Raw genomic sequence first — 21,525 nt, 5'->3', positions numbered from 1 at the left:
CTCTCACCGGAGCAGATAGGGCATGTTGACCGTGACGGCTCCGGTGGGACAGCGGGCCGCGCACGGGCCGCAGTACCAGCACTCGTCGACGTGCATGTACGCCTTGCCGTTGCTCTCGTCGATGGCGAGGGAGTCCAGCGGGCACATGTCCACGCAGAGCGTGCAGCCGTCGATGCACTTCGACTCGTCGATGGTCACGGGCACGTCGGCCCGCTGGGGCGCCAAGGGCATGGCTGTCTCCAGGGATCGCTACAGCGAGGGGGACTACAGGGAGCGGCGCAGGAGACCGCTCATCGTGATGCGGTCGCCGCGGAAGCGGATGAACTCCAGGTCGACGGGGCGGCCGTCGGCGAGGTGGGTGAGCCGTTCCAGCATGAGTACGGCAGTGCCGCGCGGGGCCTGCAGTACGGCCGCGGAGTGCGCGTCCGCGTTCACGGCCTCCAGGGTGATGTCGGCGTGCCCGAGGGGCTGCCCCGAGATGGCTTCCAGGAGGCGGAAGACGTCGGTGTTCTCCAGGTCGGCACCGAGCAGGGCGGTGCCGAGGTCGAGCGGGATGTAGGTGAGGTCGAGGGAGAGGGGGAGGCCGTCCAGGCGGCGGAGGCGTTCGATGTAGAGGACGTCGGCGCCGGCGGCGATGCGGAGGCGGTCGGCCACGGGGGCCGGTGCGGCGACGGGGCCGACGGTGCGGACCTCGTTGGTGACCTGGCCGTGTGCGCGCAGGGTTTCCGCGAGGCCCATCAGCCGGTCGAGTCCGTGGGGGTACTTCTGGGCGACGACGACTGTGCCGACGCCGGGGAGGCGGTCCACCAGGCCCTCTGCGCGCAGCAGGTCGAGGGCTTGGCGGACGGTGTTGCGCGAGGCGCGGTAGTCGGTGCCGATGGCGGCCTCGTGCGGCAGGGTGCCGTCCGGGAAGCCGCCGGTCAGCACCTGGTGGCGGAGCAGGTCGGCGAGTTGCCGGGCCCGGTCCGCGCGCAGCCGGCGCCGGTGGGCGGCGACGGTGGTCGCGCCTTGGCCGGCGTGTTCTCGGATGCGTTCGGATGGCATGCGACGGACCATACCGACGGGGGGTGGGGCGTGGTGTTGCTGGAGTGTTGCGCCACCTTGGGGTGGGGTGGGGGGCGCGCTGACCTGGGGTTTCGCCTGTGCCTTGGGCAAGATCTGCCACCGGTGGGGTTTGCGGTGGGTGGGGCGGGGGCCAGCTCGCGGGTGCGGGTGGGTGGGGGCTCGCGGGGGGTGTTCTTCGCCCCCGCCACCCCTACCCTCCCCCACTCTCGGCTTCGCTCGAGCGGGGGACCCCCATCGTCCCTGGGGCTCCGCCCCAGACCCCGCCCCAGACCCCGCCAAGGGGCTCTGCCCCCTGGACCCCCGCTCCTCAAACGCCGGAGGGGCTATTTCTTGGCAATTCGGCCCCTTACCTCGCCCAACCCCACCCGCGTTCCCCCCGGACCCGGAGCCCAGGCCGTCAGCGTCACCTCGTCGTCGTCCTCCAGGAACGTGCGCTTGCCGTCGGGGAGTTCGAGGGTGTCGCGGCCGTTCCAGGTGAGTTCGAGGAGGGAGCCGCGTTCGGTTTCGGAGGGGCCGCTGACTGTTCCTGAGCCGTACAGGTCGCCGGTGCGCAGGGATGCGCCGTTGACCGTCATGTGGGCCAGTTGCTGGGCGGCGGTCCAGTACATGGTGGAGAAGGGAGGTTCGGAGACGACGTGACCATTGATCGCGACGGAGATGCGGAGGTCGTAGCCGCCGGGGTCTTCGGCGGAGTCGTCGAGGTACGGGAGTAGTGGGTGTGTGCGCGTCGGGGGCGCGACCCGGGCGTCCTCCAGGGCGTCGAGCGGGGTGATCCACGCCGACACCGACGTGGCGAAGGACTTGCCGAGGAAGGGGCCGAGAGGGACGTACTCCCAGGCCTGGATGTCGCGGGCGGACCAGTCGTTGAGGAGGCAGAGGCCGAAGACGTGGTCGCGGAAGGAGGAGAGGGGAACGGGGGTGCCCATGGCCGAGGGGGCGCCGACCACGAAGCCGACCTCCGCCTCGATGTCCAGCCGGACCGACGGGCCGAAGACGGGGGCGGCGTCGGAAGGGGCCTTGCGCTGGCCCGACGGGCGTACGACCTCCGTGCCGGACACCACCACCGTGCCGGACCGGCCGTGATAGCCGATCGGCAGGTGTTTCCAGTTGGGGGTGAGGGAGTCGGCGGCGTCGGGGCGGAAGATCTGGCCGACGTTCCGGGCGTGGTTCTCGGAGGCGTAGAAGTCGACGTAGTCCGCGACCTCGAAGGGGAGGTGCAGGGTCACCTCGGAGAGGGGGTGGAGGTGGGGTTCGATGGTCTCCCGGTGGGCCGGGACCGTCACCCACGCCGTCAGCGCGCGCCGTACGTCGGACCAGGCCGTGCGGCCCGCCGCGAGCAGCGGGTTGAGGCTCGGCTGCGCGAGCAGCTCGGCGTACGGGGAGCCGAGGGCGCGAGCCGCCGCGCCCGCGTCGAGTACGTGATCGCCGAGCCGGACGCCGACACTCCGTGCGGCCGGAGTCGCCGCCGGGTCCGCGGTCCGGGAGAAGACACCGTACGGAAGGTTGTGCGGGCCGAAGGGATCGCCCTCGGGGACCTCGAAGGGGGGCATCGGGTGGTGCCTCGCTTTCGTGTTCGTACTCACCATGTGATTCAGCGGGCCCACGCTCCGTGGCCCACGCGTTCCATTTCTTGGTGTTCTATGCCTTGTGATCCATGTGTTCAACGCGTTCCATGTGGTCGCGGCACACGTTACGGGGGAGTGACCGTGCTGTGGCAGTGCCTAAAGAGTTCGCAATGTCCGAATAGGCCTTGTCGGACGGGTCAATTCCGGCTTAGCGTCCTTTGGGGGACACGGACGGGGTGGGTCCGGTCCGTAGGGGGGACACGTGGGGGGACCCGTGGCCAGGAGCGCCAGCAGTGTGCCGGTCGACGCCGACCGGGATGTTCCGGGCCTCATCGTGAAGTTCGGCGACTATCCGCTGCACCACGGCGGGGTGGGCGCCATCCGCAGTCTGGGCCGCCTCGGCGTACCGATGTATGCGATCACCGAGGACCGTTACACGCCGGCCGCGGCTTCGCGCTATCTGCGCCGGGCCTTCGTCTGGCCGACGACAGGGACGGAGGATCCCGAGCGGCTCGTCGAGGGGCTGCTGCGCATCGGCCGCCGCATCGGACGGCCGACGGTCCTCGTCCCGACGGACGAAGAGGCCGCCGTACTGATCGCCGAACACCAGGACGAGCTCGCGGACAGGTTCCTCTTCCCGCGCGTCGACGCCAAGCTGCCCCGCCACCTCGCCAGCAAGCAGGGGCTGCACGAGCTGTGCGTGGAGCACGGCATCCCCAGTCCGGCGGCGGCATTTCCGCAGTCGTACAAGGAGATCGCCGCGTTCGCCGAGACGGCCCCTTTCCCGCTCGTCGCCAAGAACCGCGAGGCGTTCGTGCGCCGCAGCCAGCCGGCGGTGAACGGGACGACGAAGATCGCGACCCGCGAGGGGCTGCTCACGCTCGCCCGGGACTGGGGCGAGCACCCGGGCGTGATCCTCCAGGAGTACCTGCCGAGGGAGGAGGCCGAGGACTGGATCGTGCACGCGTATTTCGACGCGGACTCGACGCCGCTCGCGATGTTCACGGGCGTGAAAGTCCGCTCCTGGCCGCCGCACGCGGGAATGACGGCGAATGCGTACGTCGTCGACAATCCGGAACTCGCGGACCTCGCCGCGCGTTTTATCAAACAGATCGGCTTCAGCGGCGTCATCGACCTCGACCTGCGCTTCGACCGGCGCGACGGGCAGTACAAACTCCTTGACTTCAACCCACGGATGGGCGCGCAATTCCGGCTCTTTGAGAACGAGTCGGGGATCGACGTCGTCCGTGCCATGCATCTGGACCTGACCGGGCGCACCGTTCCAGAGGGGGAACAGCGGGCCGGTCACCGGTACATCGTGGAGAACATCGACCTGCCGGCCCTGCTCGCCTACCGGCGCAGTGGCTATACGACACCGCACGCGCCGGCTCGCGCGAGCGGTACGGAGCTGGCGTGGCTCGCGGGTGACGACCTGCGGCCGTTCTTCACGATGCTCGCGCGCTTCGTGCGGCCGGGCGCGAAGCACCTGTATCAGCTGTGGCGGACCAACCGCCGGGGCAGCACCAACGGTTCCACCGCGAAGTAGACGTAGTACGTCCTGGGGAGGGGACTTCGTGATTCATCCGGTAGCAGTCATCGGTGCCGGGCCATTCGGCCTGTCCACCGCCGCCCATCTGCGGGCGCGCGGTGTCCCGGTGCGCGTCTTCGGCGAGCCCATGGTGAGCTGGCGCGATCACATGCCCGAGGGGATGCTCCTCAAGTCGACCCCGGCCGCCTCCAGCATCGACGCCCCGCAACACGGCCACACGATCCTCGACTACTGCAACGCGGCGGGGATACCGCGGCTGGTCACGGACGAGGACATCATCCCGGTCGAGACGTTCATCGCGTACGGGGAGTGGTTCCAGCAGAAGCTCGTGCCCGAGTTGGAGCGGGTGCGGGTCGTTTCGGTCGACCGCAAGGGCGGACGCGACGGCTCTGACGGCTCTCCTGGTTCCGGTGGCTCCGGTGGCTTTGAACTCAAGCTGGACTCGGGGGAGATGTTCACCGCGCGGGCGGTCGTCGTGGCCACCGGGCTGTCCGGGCTCGCCCACCTGCCCCCCGAACTCGCGGGCGCGGCAGCCGACGGACCCACCCCGACGGGCCCTGTCTCCCACAGCTCCCAGCACCACGACCTGACCCGGTTCTCCGGCAAGGAGCTGATCGTCGTCGGCGCGGGCCAGTCCGCGCTGGAGACGGCGGCGCTCGCGGCGGAGGCGGGTGCGCAGGTGCGGGTGGTGTCCCGCGGCAAGGGTGCCGTCGCCTTCGGCGCGCCGCCGTGGGAGCAGCCCAGGTTGCGTCCCGAGTCGCCGTTCGGCCGTGCCTGGTCCCTGTGGGCGCTGAGCTACTACCCGCAGCCCTACCGCTACCTGCCCGCCCAGGCCCGGCACTACCTGGTCCGCCGTGTGCTCGGCCCGCTCGGCGCCTGGTGGCTCCGCGAGCGCTTCGAGGGCAAGGTCGACGTCCGTGAGGTCTCCCGGATCGTCCGCGCCGGGGCCCCCGACGGCCGCCCCGTCCTCGCCGTCCAGACCCCCGGCGGCCGGGCCGGGGAACTCTCCGCCGACCACGTGATAGCCGCGACCGGATACCGCGTCGACATCGCCGCGATGGACTTCCTGGGCCACGAGTTGCGCACCGAGCTGGCGGTGAGCCGGGGTACGCCCAGGCTCGGCGCGGGGTATCGGTCCTCCGTGCCCGGGCTGTACTTCACGGGGTTGCCGGCGGCGGCTTCGTACGGGCCGGTGATGCGGTTCGTGTGCGGGACGGAGTTCGCCTCGCCGCGGTTGGCGAAGCATTTGGTGGCTGCGCACGGGTGATGTGGCGCATGGCAGCGGGGGCGTACGGCTAGGGGGGCGTACGACTGAGGTAGCCGTGCGCTGAAGAGCCGTACGGCTGAAAGAGGCGTACGTCCGTGGGGGCGCGGCTCGTTGGCTGCGCCCCCGTGCCGTCACGCCGACTTCTGCCAGGCCAGGTAGTCGGTGATCAGCTCTGGTGGGTTGGCGGCTTCGGTCGCCTCGATCTCCCAGCCCGGACAGTCCATGTCGAAGACGACGACGGGCATCGGGCGGCCGAGGATCTCCGCGAGGCGACCGCTGGTGTGGAGGTGGCGGGCGAGGTCGATGCAGGCGTCGTAGAAGTGCAGCCGGAGCAGGTCGGACTTGGCGTCCAGCTCGTCCTCTTCTTCCTCGGGCAGATCCATGGTGAGGAAGTCGTACTCACCGTCGAACCAGATGCCGATCCGCTCCACTTCGTCCACGTACAGGGGGATTCCGGTGGGGTCCTCAGGGACATTCCCGAGCATCTCGAAGCCGTCCAGGAGCCAGTAGGCGTAGTTCCAGCGGGCCTCTCCCGGGTCCTCCGGGTAGGTCTCCTGCTGGTACTGGGTCTCGGTGTTGTACCCGATCGCGACGTAAGGGTGACGCTCGTCGCCGTCGATCCGCCAGATCCGGAAGGAGAGGGCGTAGATCTCCGACTTGAAGGTCTCCGGGAAGCGCCGGATGACGTCCTCGGCCGCGGTGCGGAGGTGTTGCCGGAAGGGGGTCATTGGGTGGCGTAAGGGAGGAAGACGGCCTGAGTGAGGGGAAGTTGGGGGCCGTCGTCGGTGCTGCGACTGCTCTCTGTCCGCTCGGAGGGCTTGAGGGTCATGTCTCTCCCCGCATGTTCTCGATGAAGGCCAGTGACTCCCGTGGGCTGAGAGCCTGCGCTCGGATGATCCCATAGCGCATCTCGGGGATCTGGATCTCCTTGGGACCGGAGATCGGGCGGCTGACAAGCTGGACCTGGTTGTGGCCCACGGTGGTGCCGACACGCGGGGTGACCGCATGCCGCACCAGCCGACAGCCCGCCCCGGTGACGAGTCCGGGCGCGGGCTGCTGATCGTCGACGCGTTCGCCGACCGTGAGGTTTCCCGCCGACCTGTTTCAGCTGCTCGAGGTCGTACGGAAAGCGAAGGAGAACTCCGCCGGTGCCGCGTGCGACACATACTGCGGCAGTGGGCCGGGGCCGCAGGACTGGGAGCCGATGCCCGTCAGGGCGTGGTCCAGGTGTACCCAGACGGTGTCGCCGGGGGTCAGGTCGGTGCGGTGCCGGGCCGCGTCCAGTTGCTCGGTCGTCCAGCGGCGGGCGGAGAACCAGAACTCCGGCTCGCCCTCGATCCGTAGTCCGCCGAGCTCCGCCCAGCGCACGTCGGCACGGGCGCCGTTCTCCTGCGGGCGGACGTAGGGGGTCTGCAGCTCGTCGACCGATGATTCCCAACGGCCCAGTGTCGAGGCCGACTTGGCGTCCGGGTATGCCTCGCCGGGTCCTCCGCCGTACCAGCGCACCGCGTTCGCCGAGCGGGGCAGGCCGAGGCGCACCCCGAGCCGGGGCAGAGGCAGCCGCCAGTCGCCCTCGGGGGTGACGCGCACCGCGAGGCGGAGCCGCTCACCGTCCGAGGTCCACCGGTAGACCGTGGCCAGGCCGATGTCGCGGGCGGCCGGCGCGACCCTGGTGCGTACGGTCAGCGCCTCGTCCGTGACCTCCAGCGAGTCCAGGCGGTGCCGCATCCGGTGCAGGCCCAGCTCACGCCAGAGCAGGCCGTATTGCAGGTGGGGCTGCCAGTCCGCGCCGTTGTCGTTGTCCGTCGGGGCGCGCCACACGTCCAGGCGCGGACCGGACGGCAGCTCGACCTGGCCGATCGTGCGCAGCTCGCCGGTGCGGGCGTCGAAGGTGGCCGGGCCGAGCGTGATCAGCCGCGTGCCCGTCTGCATGCCCGTCTGTGTGCCCGTCCGCGTACCTCGCTGCGGCTGGGCGCCGCGCGCGGGCGGACGTGGTCTGTGCGGGACGGCCGTCGACTGGCCTACGGCCACCTCGTGGTCGCCCGTCAGGGCCCGTACGGTCCAGATCTGCTCGGCCGTGTCGTCCCCGTCGTGCGCGGGCGGCGGCGGGAGCTTCACCTCGGTGCTCTCGCCGGGTGCGAGGGCCGGTACCGGGAGCGGGCCGTGGGCGACCCTCTCGCCGTCGACCTGGTACGACCACTCGAAGGTGAGGTGTGACAGGTCGCGGAAGTCGTACAGGTTGGAGATTCGCACCGTCCCGCCCCCGGCCTCGCGCCCGCCCGCTATGCGGACCGGGGCGATCACCGCCTTGTAGTCGGCCAGGCCGGGGGACGGGGTGCGGTCGGGGAAGAGCAGGCCGTCGCAGACGAAGTTGCCGTCGTGGAGCTCCTCGCCGTAGTCGCCGCCGTAGGCGTGGTCCAGCTCCGGGTGCTTGATGCCGTGGTCGATCCACTCCCAGACGAAGCCGCCCTGGTTGCGGGGGTAGGCCTCGAACAGCAGCTGGTAGTCGGCGAGTCCGCCGGGGCCGTTACCCATGGCGTGCGCGTACTCGCACAGGATGAAGGGCAGCCCGCGACGCTTGAGGGTGCCGCCGTCCAGGCCGCGGCCGATGCGGTCGACCTCCTCCTGGGTGGCGTACATCCGGGAGTACATGTCCGTGTCGCGGCAGCTCGGGTCGCCCTCGTAGTGCACGAGCCGTGCGGAGTCCCGACCCTGGATCCACTCGGCCATCGCCGTCAGGCCGCGGCCGGTGCCGGCCTCGTTGCCGAGCGACCAGATGATCACCGAGGGGTGGTTCTTGTCGCGCTCGACCATGCGGGCGGCGCGGTCGAGCAGGGCGGGGGTCCAGCGGTCGTCGTCGACGGGGTTGTCACGCCAGTCCTGCTCGATGAAACCGTGGGTCTCGAGGTCGCACTCGTCGATCACCCACAGGCCGTACTCGTCGCACAGGTCGAGGAAGGCGGGGTGCGGCGGGTAGTGCGAGGCGCGCACGGCGTTGACGTTGTGGCGCTTCATCAGCTCCACGTCCTCGCGCATGGTCGCCAGGTCGAGGGTGCGGCCCCGCTCCGCGTGCCACTCGTGCCGGTTGACGCCCCGGAAGAGGATCGCCCGCCCATTGACCTTGATCAGACCGTCCTCGACCGTCACCGTACGGAAGCCGATACGGAGGGGGACGCGCTCGCCGGGCGTGGCCAGGACCGCGTCGTACAGCCGGGGCGTCTCCGCCGTCCATGCCTCCACCGGCACGGTCACCGATTCGCCCGTCGGGACGTCGATCCCGAGCTCCGGTACGGTCACCCGGCCCCCGACCTCGCTGTCCACCCGCAGTGTCCCGGCCCGAACCGTGTGGTCGTAGGAGGCGTGCACGAAGAAGTCACCGGCCGTGCCCCGCGGGCGGTGCAGCAGCGTCACGTCCCGGAAGATGCCCGGCAACCACCACTGGTCCTGGTCCTCCAGGTACGAGCCGGACGACCACTGGTGCACGCGGACGGCCAGCACGTTTCCGGACGGCTTCAGCAGGTGCCCCACCGCGAACTCGTGCGGCAGGCGGCTGCCCTTGAAGTCGCCGAGGAGTTCGCCGTTGAACCACACCCGGGCGCAGGACTCCACGCCGTCGAAGCGCAGCAGCGTGTCCCCGTCCTCCGGTCGCCAGCCGTCCGGCAGGTCGAAGGTGTGCAGGTGGTCCCCGGTGGGGTTCTCCGTCGGCACGCGCGGCGGGTCCACGGGGAAGGGGTACAGGTGGTTGGTGTAGATCGGCGTGCCGTACGTGTCCTGCGTGCCGTACGTGCCGTACGTGCCATGCGCGCCGTTCTCGCCCTGGAGCGCCCAATGGCCGGGGACCGCGATCCGGGGCCAGGCAGAGGCGTCGTATCCGGGTGCGGCGAAGGACTCGTCCTCGGCGTCGGCCGTGGGCGAGAGCCGGAAGGACCAGTCGCCGTTCAGGGACAGCCGGGCCGCGTCCGAGGCGGCGTACCAGGCGCGCGGCGGAAGTGCGCCGCTGCCGGGCGAGACGTCCTCGACGTACGAGAAGGGGGCGTCCTCGACGTAGGAGGAAGGGTCGTCCTCGGCGTGCGAGAAGCGGGCGTCCTCGGCGTACGAGGAGGGGGTGGAGGGCATGACATTCCTCTGCCAGATGGTGAAAGAGGGGCGGCAGCGGTGTCGCTGCCGCCCCGGGGTGGCTCAGGCGCGGTAGGAGCCGATCGAGGACAGGGCGGTCAGGGCCTTGTTGTTGTAGTCGAACAGGGCCTGGTTCTCCCAGTTGTTGCCGGAGGTGGAGTCGGTCGGGTCCCAGCCGTTGCCGGTGACGGCCGTCCAGAAGCCCTCCCAGTAGACGTAGCCGAGGCCCATGCTGTTCGGGGTGGCGGCGACGGTGTCGGCGACCGCCCTGACCCACGCGTCCTGGCCCGCGGCGGTGGCCGGGTAGCCGGAGGTGAGCTGGCTGCTGGAGTTGACCAGGTTGCCGAAGCCGTCCTTGTCGGTGAGGGTCCACGGGTAGGCGGTCTCGGCGACGAGGGCGGGAGTGCCGTAACGGGCCGTGACGTAGGCCAGGTTGGCGGAGAGGTCCGTGAGGGCACCGTGCCAGTACGGGTAGAACGACATGCCGATGACGTCCCAGGCCACGCCGCGCGACTTCATGTTGTCGAAGAACCACGTGTACAGGCTCTGCGTGCCGCCGTTGGACAGGTGCAGGATCGTGCGGATGCCGGAGGTGCTGGCCTTGGCCGCGCTGATGCCCGACTTGAGGAACGTGGCCAGGTTGTCCAGGTGGTTGTAGTCGCCGTCCGGCCAGAGAATGCCGCCGTTGGTCTCGTTGCCGATCTGCACCAGGTCGGCCGGGGTGCCCTGGGCGACCAGGGCGCTGAGGACGTCGTAGGTGTGGTTGTAGACGGCCGTGGAGAGCTGCGCGACGGTGTAGGCGGACCAGGCGGCCGGCTTGGTCTGGTTCGCCGGGTCGGCCCAGGTGTCCGAGTAGTGGAAGTCGATGAGGAGCTTGATGCCCTTGGCCTTCAGGCGGAGGGCCAGCGGGAGGATCTTCGCCTTGTTGTTGTAGCCGTCGGCCGGGTTGACCCACACCTTCAGGCGGGCGTGGGTGATGCCGGCGGTGGCCATGAGCGCCACGGCGTCGGTCTGGACGCCGCTGGACGAGTAGTAGACCCCGCCCTTCGCCTCGGACTTGGGCAGCGACGAGATGTCGATGCCGCGGATCGACAGGGAGGTCGCGGCGGAGGCCGGGGCCGCGGTGGCGCTGAGGACGGCTGGGACGGCAGCGGTGGCGGCGGCGGCCTTGAGCAGGGTGCGACGGCGCATGGCATTCCTTTCGGTACGAACGTGCGAATGTGCGGGGTTCGGGCGAAGGAGTGAGCGCGGGACTCCGGTGGGGGTCCCTGGCGGGGTCTGCATGGAGGGAGGTTCGTCGGCGTCCCGTGGTCGGACGCCCACAGGGTCGGCCCCGTGGGCGCCCGTTGCCCGGACGGAGTCGTCCGGAGTCCGCCCACCGGACCGGGTCAGCCGCGGTAGCGCCCCAGGGTTTTCAGGGCGGGCAATGCCTTGTCGTCGAAGTCGAACAGCGCCAGGTTCTCCCACGCGTTGCCCGACGTCGGGTCCGTCGGGTCCCAGCCGTCACCCTCGCGGTACGTCCAGACGCCCTCCCAGTAGCAGTAGCCGAGGCCCTTGCCGTCCGGGACGCCGGCCTGCAGGTCCGCGACGGCGCGCAGCCAGGCGGCCTGGCCCTCGGGGGTCGCGGGGAAGCCCTCGGTGAGCTGGTCGGGGCTGTAGAGGATGTCGTTGGTGGCGTCCTCGCTCTCCAGCGTGAACGGGTACGCGGTCTCGGCGATCACGATCGGCTTGCCGTAACGGGCCGCGAGATCGGCGAAGTTGGCGGCCGCCGTCTCCACGCTGCCGTGCCAGAACGGGTAGTACGACTGGCCGATGATGTCGAAGTCGATGTCCAGTGCGACCGCGTTGTCGAACCACCAGCGGGACGTGCCGTTGTCGCCGCCCGAGGCGATGTGCAGCATCGTGCGGACACGGGGCGTGGTGTCGCGGGCGGCACGCAGGCCGGACTTGAGGAACGCGGCGAGGGTCTCCCAGCCTCCCCCGTCCCCCCAGTTCTTGCCCTCGGGCCACAACATGCCACTGTTGATCTCGTTGCCGACCTGGACGAGGTCGGCGGGCGTGCCCTGCCGCTTCAACGCACCCAGGACGTCGGCGGTGTGGTCGTAGACCGCCCGCGTCAGGCCCGCCACGTCCAGGTCCGCCCATGCGGCCGGCTTGGTCTGGTGCGCCGGGTCGGCCCAGGTGTCGGAGTAGTGGAAGTCGATCCAGATGCTGATGCCGGCCTGCTTCAGGCGCCGGGCGAGCGGCAGGATCCGCGCCTTGTTGTTGTAGCCGTCGGCCGGGTTCACCCAGACCTTCAGGCGGGCGTGGGTGATGCCCGCGTGGGCGAGGATGCGGACCGGGTCGTCCTGACGGCCGTCGGTATGGCGGTAGACGGCGCCGTGGGCCTCGTCCTTCGGCAGCGAGGAGATGTCCATGCCACGGATCTCCAGGCGGCGACGGTCCGACGCGGTGCCGGTGCCGGTGCCGGTCGCGGTGCTCGCGACGGCGGGCGCGGCGCCCAGGACGGGCACTGCCAGCGCGGCGGCGCCAGCGGCGGCGAGAACGCTGCGTCTGCGCATATCAAGGTTCCCTTCACAGAAACGGCTCTGGGATGACACGGGTGCCGCCGGGGGCGGCGTACTGCTGTGGGAGGCGAGCAAGGGGCACTCGGACGCCCGCGCCGCGGTGATGCGCTGCGTGGCGGGAGCCCGGGGGCCGTCCCCCTTCGGTTTGAGCCGAGGGGGTGGTGCGCATCGGCCGAAGCCGAAGGGTTCGTGCCTTCGGCCGGAGCCGAGGGACTCGTGCCCTTCGGCCGGAGCCGAGAGGGTCCTGACCTCGGCCGGAGCCGAGAGGCGGCCAGGGCGGCTTCTCAGTGCGGGTCGCGGAAGACCTCGACCGCGCCCGCCGGGACGGCGACCCGGCTGCCGTCCGGCAGAAGCACCTTCACCTCGGCATCGGTGTGGTTGATGGCGAAGTGGAAGGTGGGGACGCCCGACTCGCCTTCGCGTACGACGAGTTCGACGTCGCGGGGCAGCCCGGCGGGGGTGATGCCGGCGTCGGAGAGGGCCAGGTCCACGACGGCTGCCAGGTCGGCGCCGGTCAGTCGGGTGGCCAGGTACCAGGCGGCGCCGTCGCCGAGCGCGTGCCGGGTGAGTGCGGGGTGTCCGGCCATGCGGCCGTCGGCGAAGGAGGCGATGGTTTCGCAGCCGTTCGGGACGACGAACTCGGACCAGAGATCAGCCTCGTACGTCTCGTCCTGCCCGGTGCGGTCGGTCTCGGCACGTTCGGTCCCGGCGTGTTCTGCCCCAGTACGGTCGGTCCGGGTGCGTACGGTGACGCTCTCGCCCGGCAGCAGCGGGTTGAACTCCTCGATGGTCAGGCCGAGTACGTCGCGCAGCGCGCCGGGGTAGTGGCCGGGATGCACGGCGTCGTTCTCGTCGACGATGCCGGAGAAGAAGGAGACCAGCAGGGTGCCGCCGCGCGAGACGTACCGCTTCAGGTCGGCGGCCAGGGCGGCGGGCGCCGAGTACAGCTGGGGCACGACGAGCAGCGGGTAGCGCTCGGGGTCCAGGTCGGACAGGCCGGCCGGCGGCAGGAAGTCGACGGTGAGGTGCCGGTCGTACAGGGCCTCGTAGAAGGCGTCCAGGCGTTCGCGGGCGTCCAGGCCCTCGCTGGGCCGCCATTCCAGGCTCTGCGCCCACCAGGACTCCCAGGACCAGACCATGGCCACGTCTCCGCGGGTGCGGGTGGAGCGCAGCTCGGCCAGGTCCTCCAGGCGGCGGCCGAGGTCGACGACCTCCTTCCAGACGCGGGTGTCGGTGCCGCCGTGCGGCAGCATCGACGAGTGGAACTTCTCGGCGCCGCGCCGGGCCTGCCGCCACTGGAAGAACATCGCGCCCTCGGAGCCGCGGGCGACATGGCCCAGGGAGTTGCGGGCCATCTCGCCGGGACGCTTGGCCGGGTTGTGCGGCTGCCAACTGATGCCCGAGGTGGAGTGTTCGAGCAGCAGCCAGGGTGCGCCGCCGGCCACCGAACGGGTCAGGTCCGCGGTGAGGGCCAGGTTGACGTGGGTGCGGCGGCCGTCGGTGATCAGGTAGTGGTCGTTGGTGACCAGGTCGACCTCTTTGCCCCAGGCCCAGTAGTCGACGCTCTGACACTGGCTGGGCGCGACCATGAAGTTGGTGGTGACGGGCACGCCGGGGGACAGCCGGTGCAGGATGTCGCGTTCGGCGCGGAAGTTGGCGCGGGCCTGGGCGTCGGCGAAGCGCTGGTAGTCCAGCTGCTGGGCCGGGTTGCCCACGGTGGGCGTCGCGCGGGGCGGGGTGATCTCCTCCCAGTCGCCGTACAGCTGGCCCCAGAAGGCGGTGCCCCAGGCCTGGTTGAGGGCACCGAGCGTGCCGTATCGGTCCTGCAGCCAGGCCCGGAATGCGGCCGCGCAGGTGTCGCAGTAGCAGGCGAGGACGGGGGCGCCGTACTCGTTGTGGACGTGCCACAGCGCGACGGCGGGATGGCGGCCGTAGCGCTCGGCGATCCGGGTCGTGATCTGCGCGGCCGCGGCGCGGTAGTCGGGGTTGGAGTGGCAGATGGCACCGCGGGAGCCGAAGGCGAGCCGGACTCCCTCACGGGTGACCGGCAGTGCCTCGGGGTGGGCGCGGTAGAACCAGGCGGGCGGCACCACGGTCGGGGTGGCCAGGTCGACGGAGATCCCGGCCGAGTGCAGCAATCCGATGACCGTGTCGAGCCAGTCCCAGTCGTACGCGCCGGGCCTGGGCTCGATCCGGGACCAGGCGAAGACGCCGAGAGAGACCACCGTGACACCGGCCTCCCGCATCAGCCGTACGTCCTCCGCCCACACCTCCTGCGGCCACTGCTCGGGGTTGTAATCGCCCCCGTAGGCGAGTGGCAGGTGGTCGTGCGGGGCGGCGGAGGGCATGCGTTGCTCCCAGTGGATCGGCTAGGTTATGCCAGGCAATTCTGTGAGCGTGCACAGAGGTGCTTGCGGTTGACATCGGCGAGCAACAAGTAGGTAACCCCACGCTTCATCCATTGACAAGAGACTGAAACAATTTTCTACTGTGCACGATCACAGAGCCGCGCGGCCCTCGCGCACAGCCCCTCGGACTCGTGTCGGCAACCCCTTCCCCCCCACGGCGGTTGCAGCGCGCACGGGACATCAGAGGCCGGCTCGTTCTCAGTCAGGGGAGATGAAGATGTCGATCCACCGCCGCCAGATCAGCAGGCGCACCATGCTCGCCGGGGCCGCAGCCCTCGGTCTCACCAGCACCCTCGCCGCTTGCGGTTCCGACGACGGCTCCGGCAAGAGCAGCGGTCCGGTGAAGCTGACCTATTGGTCCTGGGCGCCGAACATGGACAAGGTCGCCGCGATCTGGAACAAGAAGAACCCCGACATCACGGTCACGGTGTCCAAGCAGGCGAGCGGTGGCGAGATCGTCGCCAAGCTGATCACCGCGAAGAAGGCGGGCAACGCCCCCGACCTCATCCAGGTCGAGTACCAGTCCCTCCCGACGCTGGTGTCGAACGAGGTCCTCGCGGACATCTCGAAGTACGCCAAGTCCGCCAAGTCCGAGTTCGCCGAGGGCCTGTGGGCCATGGTCACGCTCGGCACCGACGCGGTCTACGCGATACCGCAGGACTCCGGGCCGCTGATGTTCTACTACCGCGAGGACCTGTTCAAGAAGCACGGCCTGACCGTCCCCACCACCTGGGACGAGTTCGCCACGACCGCCCGTGCCGCCAAGAAGGCCGTCCCGGACGCCTACTTGACCACGTTCTCCTCCAACGACTCGGGTCTGTTCGCGGGCCTCGCCCAGCAGGCCGGCGCCAAGTGGTGGACCGTCGACTCCAGCGGCAAGTGGACGGTCGCCATCGACGACGACGCCACCAAGAAGGTCGCCGAGTTCTGGGGCGGCCTGGTCCAGGAGGGCGCCATCGACAACCAGCCGATGTACACCCCGGCCTGGAACAACGCCCTGAACAAGGGCACCCACCTCGCCTGGGTCTCCGCCGTGTGGGCGCCCGGTGTGCTGGTCAGCTCGGCCCCCGACACCAAGGGCAAGTGGCGCATGGCCCCGCTGCCGCAGTGGAGCGCGGGCGAGAACGTCACCGGCAGCTGGGGCGGCTCCTCCACCGGTGTCTCCACCGACTCCAAGAACGCCGAGGCCGCGGCCAAGTTCGCGAACTGGCTGAACACCGACCCGGAGGCGCTGGCCGCCCTGGTCAAGGAGGCCGGCATCTACCCGGCGGCCACCAAGGGCCAGTCCGGCTCCGTGCTCACCACGCCCGCGTTCTTCCCGAACCAGACCGACTTCTACGACACGGCCGCCAAGGTCGCCGCGACCACGGCCGCGTCTGCCTGGGGCCCGAACGTCCAGGTCGCCTACGACGCCTTCACCGACGGCTTCGGCAAGGCCACCAAGGCGAAGAAGGAGGCGCAGTTCGTCTCCGCTCTGAGCACCATGCAGTCGAAGACCTTCGCCGACATGAAGAAGCAGGGCTTCAAGGTGACCGAGGCATGACCAGCACTCCGCTCAAGGGCTCCGACCGTCTGACGGTCGGGCCCTTGGCGGACGGCTCCGCCACGCCCGTCCGCCCCCGCCGCTCCCGTCGTCGTGGCCGCAGCGCGCCGTACTGGTTCCTGGTGCCGGCCCTGCTGCTGTTCGCCGCCTTCACCATCGTGCCCATCGGGTACGCGGTGTGGCTCAGCCTCCACAAGGTCCAGGTCTCGGGGATGGGGCTCGGTGAGGGGGCCCGCCACGAGGTCTGGAACGGCATCGGCAACTACACCGCCGTGTTCGAGAACTCCGAGTTCGGGCACAGCGTCCTGCGCGCCTTCGGCTACGGCCTGATCGTCATCCCGACGATGCTCGGCATGGCGCTGATCTTCGCGTTGATGCTCGACACCCCGCAGGCACGCAGCGCCAAGTTCGCCCGGCTCGCGATCTTCCTGCCGTACGCCGTACCCGGCATCATCGCCGCGCTGATGTGGGGCTTCCTGTACCTGCCGACGGTCAGCCCCTTCTACTACATCCTGCGCGAGTTCAACCTGCCCCAGCCCGACCTGTTCGACGGGGGCAACCTGTACTTGTCCTTCGCGAACATCGCGGTGTGGGGCGGCACGGGCTTCAACATGATCGTCATCTACACCGCCCTGCGCGCGATCCCGGCCGAGATCTACGAGGCCGCCAAGCTCGACGGCGCGTCCAACCTGAAGATCGCCCTGCGGATCAAGATCCCGATCGTGCTGCCCTCGCTGGTGCTCACGTTCTTCTTCTCGGTCATCGCCACCCTTCAGGTGTTCACCGAGCCCAAGGCGCTCAAGCCGCTGACCAACGGCCTCTCCAACACCTGGAGCCCGCTGCTGGCCATCTACGACCAGGCCTTCGGCCAGTCCGACATCTACAGCGCCTCCGCCACCGCGGTGGTCCTGGCCCTGGCGACCTTCGTGCTCTCCTTCACGCTGCTGCGCATCTCCGACCGCTACACCCGGGAGGACCGGGCATGACCCCCCTCACCCTCACCGCCACCGACAGCCTGCCGGGACGGTCGAAGCCGAAGCGCATCGCCTGGGTGCCCACCCTGGTGCTGATCCTGGGCTCGCTGTACTGCCTGATCCCCGTGGCCTGGGTGGTCATCGCGGCGACCAAGGGCAAGGGCGAACTGTTCTCCACGTTCACCTTCGCCCCCGGCACCGGCTTCTTCGCCAACCTGAAGGAGCTGAGCTCCTACCGCGACGGCATCTACTGGCAGTGGATGGCCAACTCCGCCTTCTACGCGGGCTTGGGCGCGCTGCTGTCCGCCGCGGTCTCGGCCGCGGGCGGCTATGCGCTGGGCCGGTTCGCCTTCAAGGGGCGGGAGTTCATCTTCAAGCTGATGCTGGCCGGCGTGCTGGTGCCCAGCATCGTGCTGACCGTCCCGCAGTACCTGCTGCTGTCGAAGATGGGCCTGGCCGACTCGTACTGGTCGATGCTGCTGCCGTCGATCCTCTCTCCGTACGGCGTCTACCTGGTCCGCATCTACGCGGCCGCCTCGGTGCCCGCCGAACTCCTCGAAGCCGCCCGCATGGACGGCGCGAGCGAGTGGCGGATCTTCTCGCGGATCGCGGTGCCGATGATGATGCCGGGCCTCATCACGGTGTTCCTGTTCCAGTTCGTCGGCATCTGGAACAACTTCCTGCTGCCGTACGTGATGCTCGCGGACGACACCAAGTTCCCGCTCACGCTGGGCCTTTACACCCTGCTGGCCCAGGGCGCCTCGCAACCGGCGCTCTACACCCTGGTCATCATGGGATGCCTGCTGGCGATTCTGCCGCTGATCGGGCTCTTCCTGGTGATCCAGCGGTTCTGGTCACTGGACCTGCTGAGCGGATCGGTCAAGGCTTGAGTCAAGACGTCAGCCAAGTACTGAGCAAAGTCCTGAGCCGAACTTTCCCGCACCGCACCTGACCGGCAAGAACGAGGAACATGACCACCAGTCCGAACGGACGCCGCAAGCCGCCCACCATCCACGACGTGGCCCGGGAGGCGGGCGTTTCCAGAGGCACCGTCTCCCGGTTCCTGAACGGGGGCCACTACGTGTCGCCCGCCGCGCGCAGCGCGGTGGAGTCGGCGATCAGGAAGACGGGGTACGTCGTCAACCGGCACGCCCGCAGCCTGAGCACCGGACGGTCGGACTCGGTGGCGTTCCTCCTCACCGAGCCGCAGGAGAAGTTCTTCGAGGACCCCAACTTCAACGTGCTGCTGCGGGGTTGCACCGAGCACCTGGCCCGGCACGACATCCCGCTGCTGCTGATGCTGGCCTCGTCCAAGGACGACCGCCGTCGGCTGACCAGGTACATCACCTCGGGCCATGTCGACGGCGTGCTGCTCGTCTCCAACCACAGCGGCGACCCGGTCGCGGCCGAACTGCGCGACGCCGGGATCCCGTTGGTGGCCTGCGGCAAGCCGCTCGGCCTCGGCTCCAGGGTCAGCTACGTGGCGGCCGCCGACCGCGACGGTGCCCAGGAGATGGTCCGCCACCTCATCGCCTGCGGCCGCCGCCGCATCGGCATGGTCACCGGGCCGCTCGACGCCCCGGGCGGCCCCGACCGCCTGGCCGGCTACCGCGATGTGCTCGCCGAGGCAGGCCTGCCCCACGACCCGGCGCTGGTGGTGGAGGGCGACTATCGCCGCAGCGGCGGCGAGGAGGCTGCCCGCCGGCTGCTGGCGCAGGCCCCCGACATCGACGCGGTGTTCGTCGCCTCCGACCTCATGGCCCTGGGAGTCGTCAACACCCTGCAGCAGTCCGGGCGTTCGGTACCCGATGACATCGCTGTCGGCGGCTTCGACGACTCGGCCGCGGCCACCTCCATCACCCCGGCCCTCACCACCATGCGCCAGCCCTACGACCGCATCAGCGCCGAAATGGTCCGTATGCTCCTCGCCCAGATCGCCGGCGAGGACACGGCGGGCGTGATCCTGCCCACGGAGTTGGTCGTACGGGAGTCGGCGTAACCGGAACAGAAGTCAACGCATGTGAAGGCAGCAGCCGTCCGGTTCGCGTCGAGTCCAGGGGGGCTTTCCATCCGTATTCTCTGATCATGGCCGCACCCCTCGCATATTCACTCATCGCCACCGACCTGGACGGAACGCTGCTGCGCGGCGACGACACGCTCTCCGACCGGTCCCTTACAGCGCTCGCGCGGGTGGCGGCGGCCGGTGCCCGGCATCTCGTCGTCACCGGCCGGCCCGCCCCGAGGGTGCGGCCGCTCCTCGACGACCTCGGCTCCACGGGACTCGCGGTGTGCGGACAGGGCGCGCAGTTGTACGACGCCGGTGCGGACCGTCTGCTGTGGTCCGTCACCCTGGACCGGGGGCTGGCCGAGACCGCGCTCGGCAAGATCGAGGCCGAGGTGGGCCAGGTGTACGCGGCCGTCGATCAGGACGGCGTGGACGGCCTCACGCTCATCGAGCCCGGCTACCTCATGCCACACCCCACCCTGCCCGCCGTACGGGTTGGACGGCGCGACGACCTCTGGGCCGAGCCCATCAGCAAGGTGCTGCTGCGTCATCCCGCCCTGGCGGACGACGAATTGGCGTCGACGGCGCGCGCGGTGGTGGGTTCCCTCGCGTCGGTCACCATGTCGGGGCCCGGCACCGTCGAACTCCAGCCACTCGGCATCACCAAGGCGACCGGCCTGGCGCTGGCCGCCCGGCATCTGGGGCTGAGCCCGGCGGACACCCTCGCCTTCGGCGACATGCCCAACGACATCCCCATGTTCGACTGGGCCGCCCACGGCGTCGCCATGGCCAACGCCCACCCGGAGCTGAAGGCGGTGGCCGACGAGGTGACCCTGTCGAACGAGGAGGACGGCATCGCGGTGGTACTGGAACGGCTCTTCGGGGCCCAGGAGAAGGCCCGGGAGAACGTGTCTCAGTAGGCGCCGTTGACGTTGTCGATCGACCCGTACTTCGCCGCCGCGTAGTTGCACGCCGCCGTGATGTTCGCGACCGGGTCGTAGGGGTCCATCGAGGTGCCGGGGACGTGGTAGGCCTTGAAGGTCGGGTCGATGACCTGGAGGAGGCCCTTGGACGGTATGCCGGCGGCGGCGTTGGAGTCCCAGTTGTTGATGGCCCGGGGGTTGCCGGAGGACTCGCGCATGACGTTGCGGTAGATGCCGTTGTAGGTGCCCGGGATGCGCGCCTTGCCCATGATGTCCAGCGACTGCTTGATCCAGCCGTCCAGGTTGTTGGCGTACGTCTTCGCGGAGGCGGGGGTGGCCGTCGTCGCGGACTTGGTGCTTGCCTTGGTCGTCGAGCCCAGCTTCACGGTCTTCGTGCCCACCGTCAGCGTCAGGCCCGGGGGGAGGACCGCCGGGTTCGCACCGATCACCGCGCGGTTGGCGTCGTACAGCTTCTTCCAGCCGCCGCTCTGCGGGTACTTCTGCGCGATCTTGGACAGGGTGTCGCCCGCGACCACCTTGTAGGTGACGAGCTGGACGTCGGTGATCGTGACTGTGGCGGCCTTCGTGACCTGCGGCGCCTGCGTCGGCTGGGCGGCGTGCGCGCTGGTCGCGCTCACGAGGGGGAGGACGAGCGCGGCTCCGCTCGTGCCTGCGGCGATCATGCAGCGGGTGAACGGGCTGCTGGTCTTGGGGCGGCTGTGCTTGCCTCGTGCGGGCATGACGACATTCCTCTCCGGCGCCTGCGGGGTGAGCTGTCGGGTTCGGGCGGGAGGTGCCCGGCCGCGCGCTGGGCGCGGCTTCACCCCTAGCCGTTCCGGTGTCCGGACCGGCGGCTTACCTGGGTCCCCCGCTCCTGCCGTGCGTGCGTGGGTGGGTGGGTTTCCGGGCGGCGGCAGGATTCGGCGATCCGCTCGGATCGGGGCGAACGTATGCGAGAGCACATGTCGGGAACAAGCCCCGAATTCATGGATCAGTCCGTTTTAACCTCGGAAAAGGACGGGATGAATTGCCCGATTGTGCCGGAATGTGATCCTCAACTTGCCTTCCGCGAAGGGGGAATCGAGGTGGCGGGGTGCGGCGTCGAGATGGCTCCGGCGTGACCCAATTCACGCGACCAAGGCCCATTAAAGCGGCAATGCATTCAATTCGGGCATTACGCTCCGACCGTCCAGACCGGGGAGTGCCGGGGAGGAGCCGGGCGCACCTCCCACGCGGAGAGGTCCGTGTCGGGGTCGTCGTCGGGGAGGCGGCCCGCGTTGGGCTTGAAGTAGAGGCCGTAGCCCCAGTATTCGGGGAGTTCGTGGCACATCAGGTCGGGGTACGGCCCGAACTTCCGTCCCCCGTAAGCCCTGTTGATCCGCGCCACGGCCTCGCCCCGCGAGATCCCGAAGCGTGTGACCATCTCGTGGGCCATCTCCCGGAAGTAGGCGAGCATGCCCTCGTCGAGGTCCATCAGGAATTCACCGGTCCGCGCCATGGTGCTCAGGATTGCCTACCGCCCCCCGGGGGCTCCAGGGCCTGG

The 21,525-nt window shown here is 69.8% G+C and carries 17 protein-coding genes, 1 pseudogene and 1 riboswitch; of the genes and pseudogenes, 7 read left to right on the top strand and 11 right to left on the bottom strand.

All coding sequences use genetic code 11. From position 1 onward, the window contains the following. Nucleotides 1-3: 3 nt before the first annotated feature. The 3 genes from ACZ4WS_RS17755 to fahA all read right to left on the bottom strand — a co-directional run bounded on the left by ACZ4WS_RS17755 (nt 4) and on the right by fahA (nt 2,615). On the bottom strand, nt 4-231 hold the full coding sequence (locus tag ACZ4WS_RS17755) for a 4Fe-4S dicluster domain-containing protein (RefSeq protein WP_010986276.1): 228 nt from the start codon (nt 229-231) through the stop codon (nt 4-6). Nucleotides 232-264: 33 nt separating this feature from the next. After that, nucleotides 265-1,044, bottom strand: a complete 780-nt coding sequence (locus ACZ4WS_RS17750; protein ID WP_467981353.1) for a GntR family transcriptional regulator — start codon at nt 1,042-1,044, stop codon at nt 265-267. A gap of 344 nt (nt 1,045-1,388) precedes the next feature. Continuing rightward, entirely contained in the window at nt 1,389-2,615 is a 1,227-nt protein-coding gene (fahA, locus tag ACZ4WS_RS17745) for a fumarylacetoacetase (protein WP_467981351.1), read from the bottom strand. A 289-nt stretch (nt 2,616-2,904) separates the two neighbouring features. Between fahA and ACZ4WS_RS17740 the strand changes: the two genes are divergently transcribed. Together ACZ4WS_RS17740 and ACZ4WS_RS17735 are read left to right on the top strand one after the other, a co-directional pair. Further along, nucleotides 2,905-4,176: a carboxylate--amine ligase gene (locus ACZ4WS_RS17740; RefSeq protein WP_467981349.1), complete on the top strand. Its 1,272-nt coding sequence runs from the start codon at nt 2,905-2,907 to the stop codon at nt 4,174-4,176. 28 nt (nt 4,177-4,204) lie between these two features. Beyond that, a complete protein-coding gene (locus ACZ4WS_RS17735) occupies nt 4,205-5,446 on the top strand; it encodes an FAD-dependent oxidoreductase (RefSeq protein ID WP_467981348.1) in 1,242 nt (413 codons plus the stop codon). 131 nt (nt 5,447-5,577) lie between these two features. On the opposite strand, the gene ACZ4WS_RS17730 is transcribed toward ACZ4WS_RS17735, so the two are convergent. From ACZ4WS_RS17730 to ACZ4WS_RS17705, 6 genes and pseudogenes are all read right to left on the bottom strand, one after another. After that, on the bottom strand, nt 5,578-6,174 hold the full coding sequence (locus ACZ4WS_RS17730; RefSeq protein ID WP_467981346.1) for a hypothetical protein: 597 nt from the start codon (nt 6,172-6,174) through the stop codon (nt 5,578-5,580). A 97-nt stretch (nt 6,175-6,271) separates the two neighbouring features. Next, a pseudogene (locus ACZ4WS_RS17725) lies at nt 6,272-6,433 on the bottom strand (transcriptional regulator); the annotation flags it as partial. A 117-nt stretch (nt 6,434-6,550) separates the two neighbouring features. Further along, nucleotides 6,551-9,562, bottom strand: a complete 3,012-nt coding sequence (locus ACZ4WS_RS17720) for a glycoside hydrolase family 2 TIM barrel-domain containing protein (RefSeq protein ID WP_467981344.1) — start codon at nt 9,560-9,562, stop codon at nt 6,551-6,553. A gap of 63 nt (nt 9,563-9,625) precedes the next feature. Beyond that, nucleotides 9,626-10,753: a glycoside hydrolase family 53 protein gene (locus ACZ4WS_RS17715; RefSeq protein WP_467981342.1), complete on the bottom strand. Its 1,128-nt coding sequence runs from the start codon at nt 10,751-10,753 to the stop codon at nt 9,626-9,628. A 197-nt stretch (nt 10,754-10,950) separates the two neighbouring features. Continuing rightward, nucleotides 10,951-12,123: a glycoside hydrolase family 53 protein gene (locus ACZ4WS_RS17710; protein WP_467981340.1), complete on the bottom strand. Its 1,173-nt coding sequence runs from the start codon at nt 12,121-12,123 to the stop codon at nt 10,951-10,953. A gap of 290 nt (nt 12,124-12,413) precedes the next feature. Next, on the bottom strand, nt 12,414-14,477 hold the full coding sequence (locus ACZ4WS_RS17705) for a beta-galactosidase (protein WP_467981338.1): 2,064 nt from the start codon (nt 14,475-14,477) through the stop codon (nt 12,414-12,416). Between the two features lie 271 nt (nt 14,478-14,748). Between ACZ4WS_RS17705 and ACZ4WS_RS17700 the strand changes: the two genes are divergently transcribed. The 5 genes from ACZ4WS_RS17700 (at nt 14,749) to ACZ4WS_RS17680 (ending at nt 19,979) form a co-directional block, all read left to right on the top strand. Beyond that, nucleotides 14,749-16,080: an ABC transporter substrate-binding protein gene (locus ACZ4WS_RS17700; protein WP_467981336.1), complete on the top strand. Its 1,332-nt coding sequence runs from the start codon at nt 14,749-14,751 to the stop codon at nt 16,078-16,080. Beyond that, the gene (locus ACZ4WS_RS17695; RefSeq protein ID WP_467981334.1) at nt 16,077-17,066 is read left to right on the top strand and encodes a carbohydrate ABC transporter permease; all 990 of its coding nucleotides are present in this window, start codon (nt 16,077-16,079) and stop codon (nt 17,064-17,066) included. Before ACZ4WS_RS17700 ends, ACZ4WS_RS17695 begins: the two co-directional genes overlap by 4 nt. Then, nucleotides 17,063-17,944, top strand: coding sequence for a carbohydrate ABC transporter permease (locus ACZ4WS_RS17690; protein WP_467981332.1), 882 nt, complete (start codon nt 17,063-17,065; stop codon nt 17,942-17,944). The genes ACZ4WS_RS17695 and ACZ4WS_RS17690 overlap by 4 nt, the downstream gene beginning before the upstream one ends. An 80-nt stretch (nt 17,945-18,024) precedes the next feature. After that, nucleotides 18,025-19,053 (top strand): LacI family DNA-binding transcriptional regulator, encoded by a 1,029-nt coding sequence (locus tag ACZ4WS_RS17685; RefSeq protein ID WP_467981330.1) that lies wholly within the window; start codon nt 18,025-18,027, stop codon nt 19,051-19,053. An 86-nt stretch (nt 19,054-19,139) separates the two neighbouring features. Continuing rightward, on the top strand, nt 19,140-19,979 hold the full coding sequence (locus ACZ4WS_RS17680) for an HAD family hydrolase (protein ID WP_467981328.1): 840 nt from the start codon (nt 19,140-19,142) through the stop codon (nt 19,977-19,979). Here ACZ4WS_RS17680 and ACZ4WS_RS17675 read toward each other — a convergent pair. Both ACZ4WS_RS17675 and ACZ4WS_RS17670 read right to left on the bottom strand, forming a co-directional pair. After that, a complete protein-coding gene (locus ACZ4WS_RS17675) occupies nt 19,973-20,722 on the bottom strand; it encodes a transglycosylase SLT domain-containing protein (protein WP_467981326.1) in 750 nt (249 codons plus the stop codon). The genes ACZ4WS_RS17680 and ACZ4WS_RS17675 overlap by 7 nt on opposite strands. A 3-nt stretch (nt 20,723-20,725) precedes the next feature. After that, nucleotides 20,726-20,886: riboswitch (cyclic di-AMP (ydaO/yuaA leader) on the bottom strand. 270 nt (nt 20,887-21,156) lie between these two features. Further along, nucleotides 21,157-21,480, bottom strand: a complete 324-nt coding sequence (locus tag ACZ4WS_RS17670) for a hypothetical protein (RefSeq protein ID WP_467981324.1) — start codon at nt 21,478-21,480, stop codon at nt 21,157-21,159. Nucleotides 21,481-21,525: the final 45 nt, after the last annotated feature.

The sequence above is a fragment of the Streptomyces sp. NPDC029292 genome (assembly GCF_055569295.1).
The sequence above is the reverse complement of the archived record's forward strand: the minus strand, read 5'-3'. Positions and strand labels throughout refer to the sequence as shown.

Bases quoted from the DNA above. Each gene is read 5' to 3' on its own strand.
- ACZ4WS_RS17755 (WP_010986276.1), bottom strand. From the start codon at position 231: ATGCCCTTGGCGCCCCAGCGGGCCGACGTGCCCGTGACCATCGACGAG.
- ACZ4WS_RS17750 (WP_467981353.1), bottom strand. From the start codon at position 1,044: ATGCCATCCGAACGCATCCGAGAACACGCCGGCCAAGGCGCGACCACC.
- fahA (WP_467981351.1), bottom strand. From the start codon at position 2,615: ATGCCCCCCTTCGAGGTCCCCGAGGGCGATCCCTTCGGCCCGCACAAC.
- ACZ4WS_RS17730 (WP_467981346.1), bottom strand. From the start codon at position 6,174: ATGACCCCCTTCCGGCAACACCTCCGCACCGCGGCCGAGGACGTCATC.
- ACZ4WS_RS17720 (WP_467981344.1), bottom strand. From the start codon at position 9,562: ATGCCCTCCACCCCCTCCTCGTACGCCGAGGACGCCCGCTTCTCGCAC.
- ACZ4WS_RS17715 (WP_467981342.1), bottom strand. From the start codon at position 10,753: ATGCGCCGTCGCACCCTGCTCAAGGCCGCCGCCGCCACCGCTGCCGTC.
- ACZ4WS_RS17710 (WP_467981340.1), bottom strand. From the start codon at position 12,123: ATGCGCAGACGCAGCGTTCTCGCCGCCGCTGGCGCCGCCGCGCTGGCA.
- ACZ4WS_RS17705 (WP_467981338.1), bottom strand. From the start codon at position 14,477: ATGCCCTCCGCCGCCCCGCACGACCACCTGCCACTCGCCTACGGGGGC.
- ACZ4WS_RS17700 (WP_467981336.1), top strand. From the start codon at position 14,749: ATGAAGATGTCGATCCACCGCCGCCAGATCAGCAGGCGCACCATGCTC.
- ACZ4WS_RS17695 (WP_467981334.1), top strand. From the start codon at position 16,077: ATGACCAGCACTCCGCTCAAGGGCTCCGACCGTCTGACGGTCGGGCCC.
- ACZ4WS_RS17690 (WP_467981332.1), top strand. From the start codon at position 17,063: ATGACCCCCCTCACCCTCACCGCCACCGACAGCCTGCCGGGACGGTCG.
- ACZ4WS_RS17685 (WP_467981330.1), top strand. From the start codon at position 18,025: ATGACCACCAGTCCGAACGGACGCCGCAAGCCGCCCACCATCCACGAC.
- ACZ4WS_RS17680 (WP_467981328.1), top strand. From the start codon at position 19,140: ATGGCCGCACCCCTCGCATATTCACTCATCGCCACCGACCTGGACGGA.
- ACZ4WS_RS17675 (WP_467981326.1), bottom strand. From the start codon at position 20,722: ATGCCCGCACGAGGCAAGCACAGCCGCCCCAAGACCAGCAGCCCGTTC.
- ACZ4WS_RS17670 (WP_467981324.1), bottom strand. From the start codon at position 21,480: ATGGCGCGGACCGGTGAATTCCTGATGGACCTCGACGAGGGCATGCTC.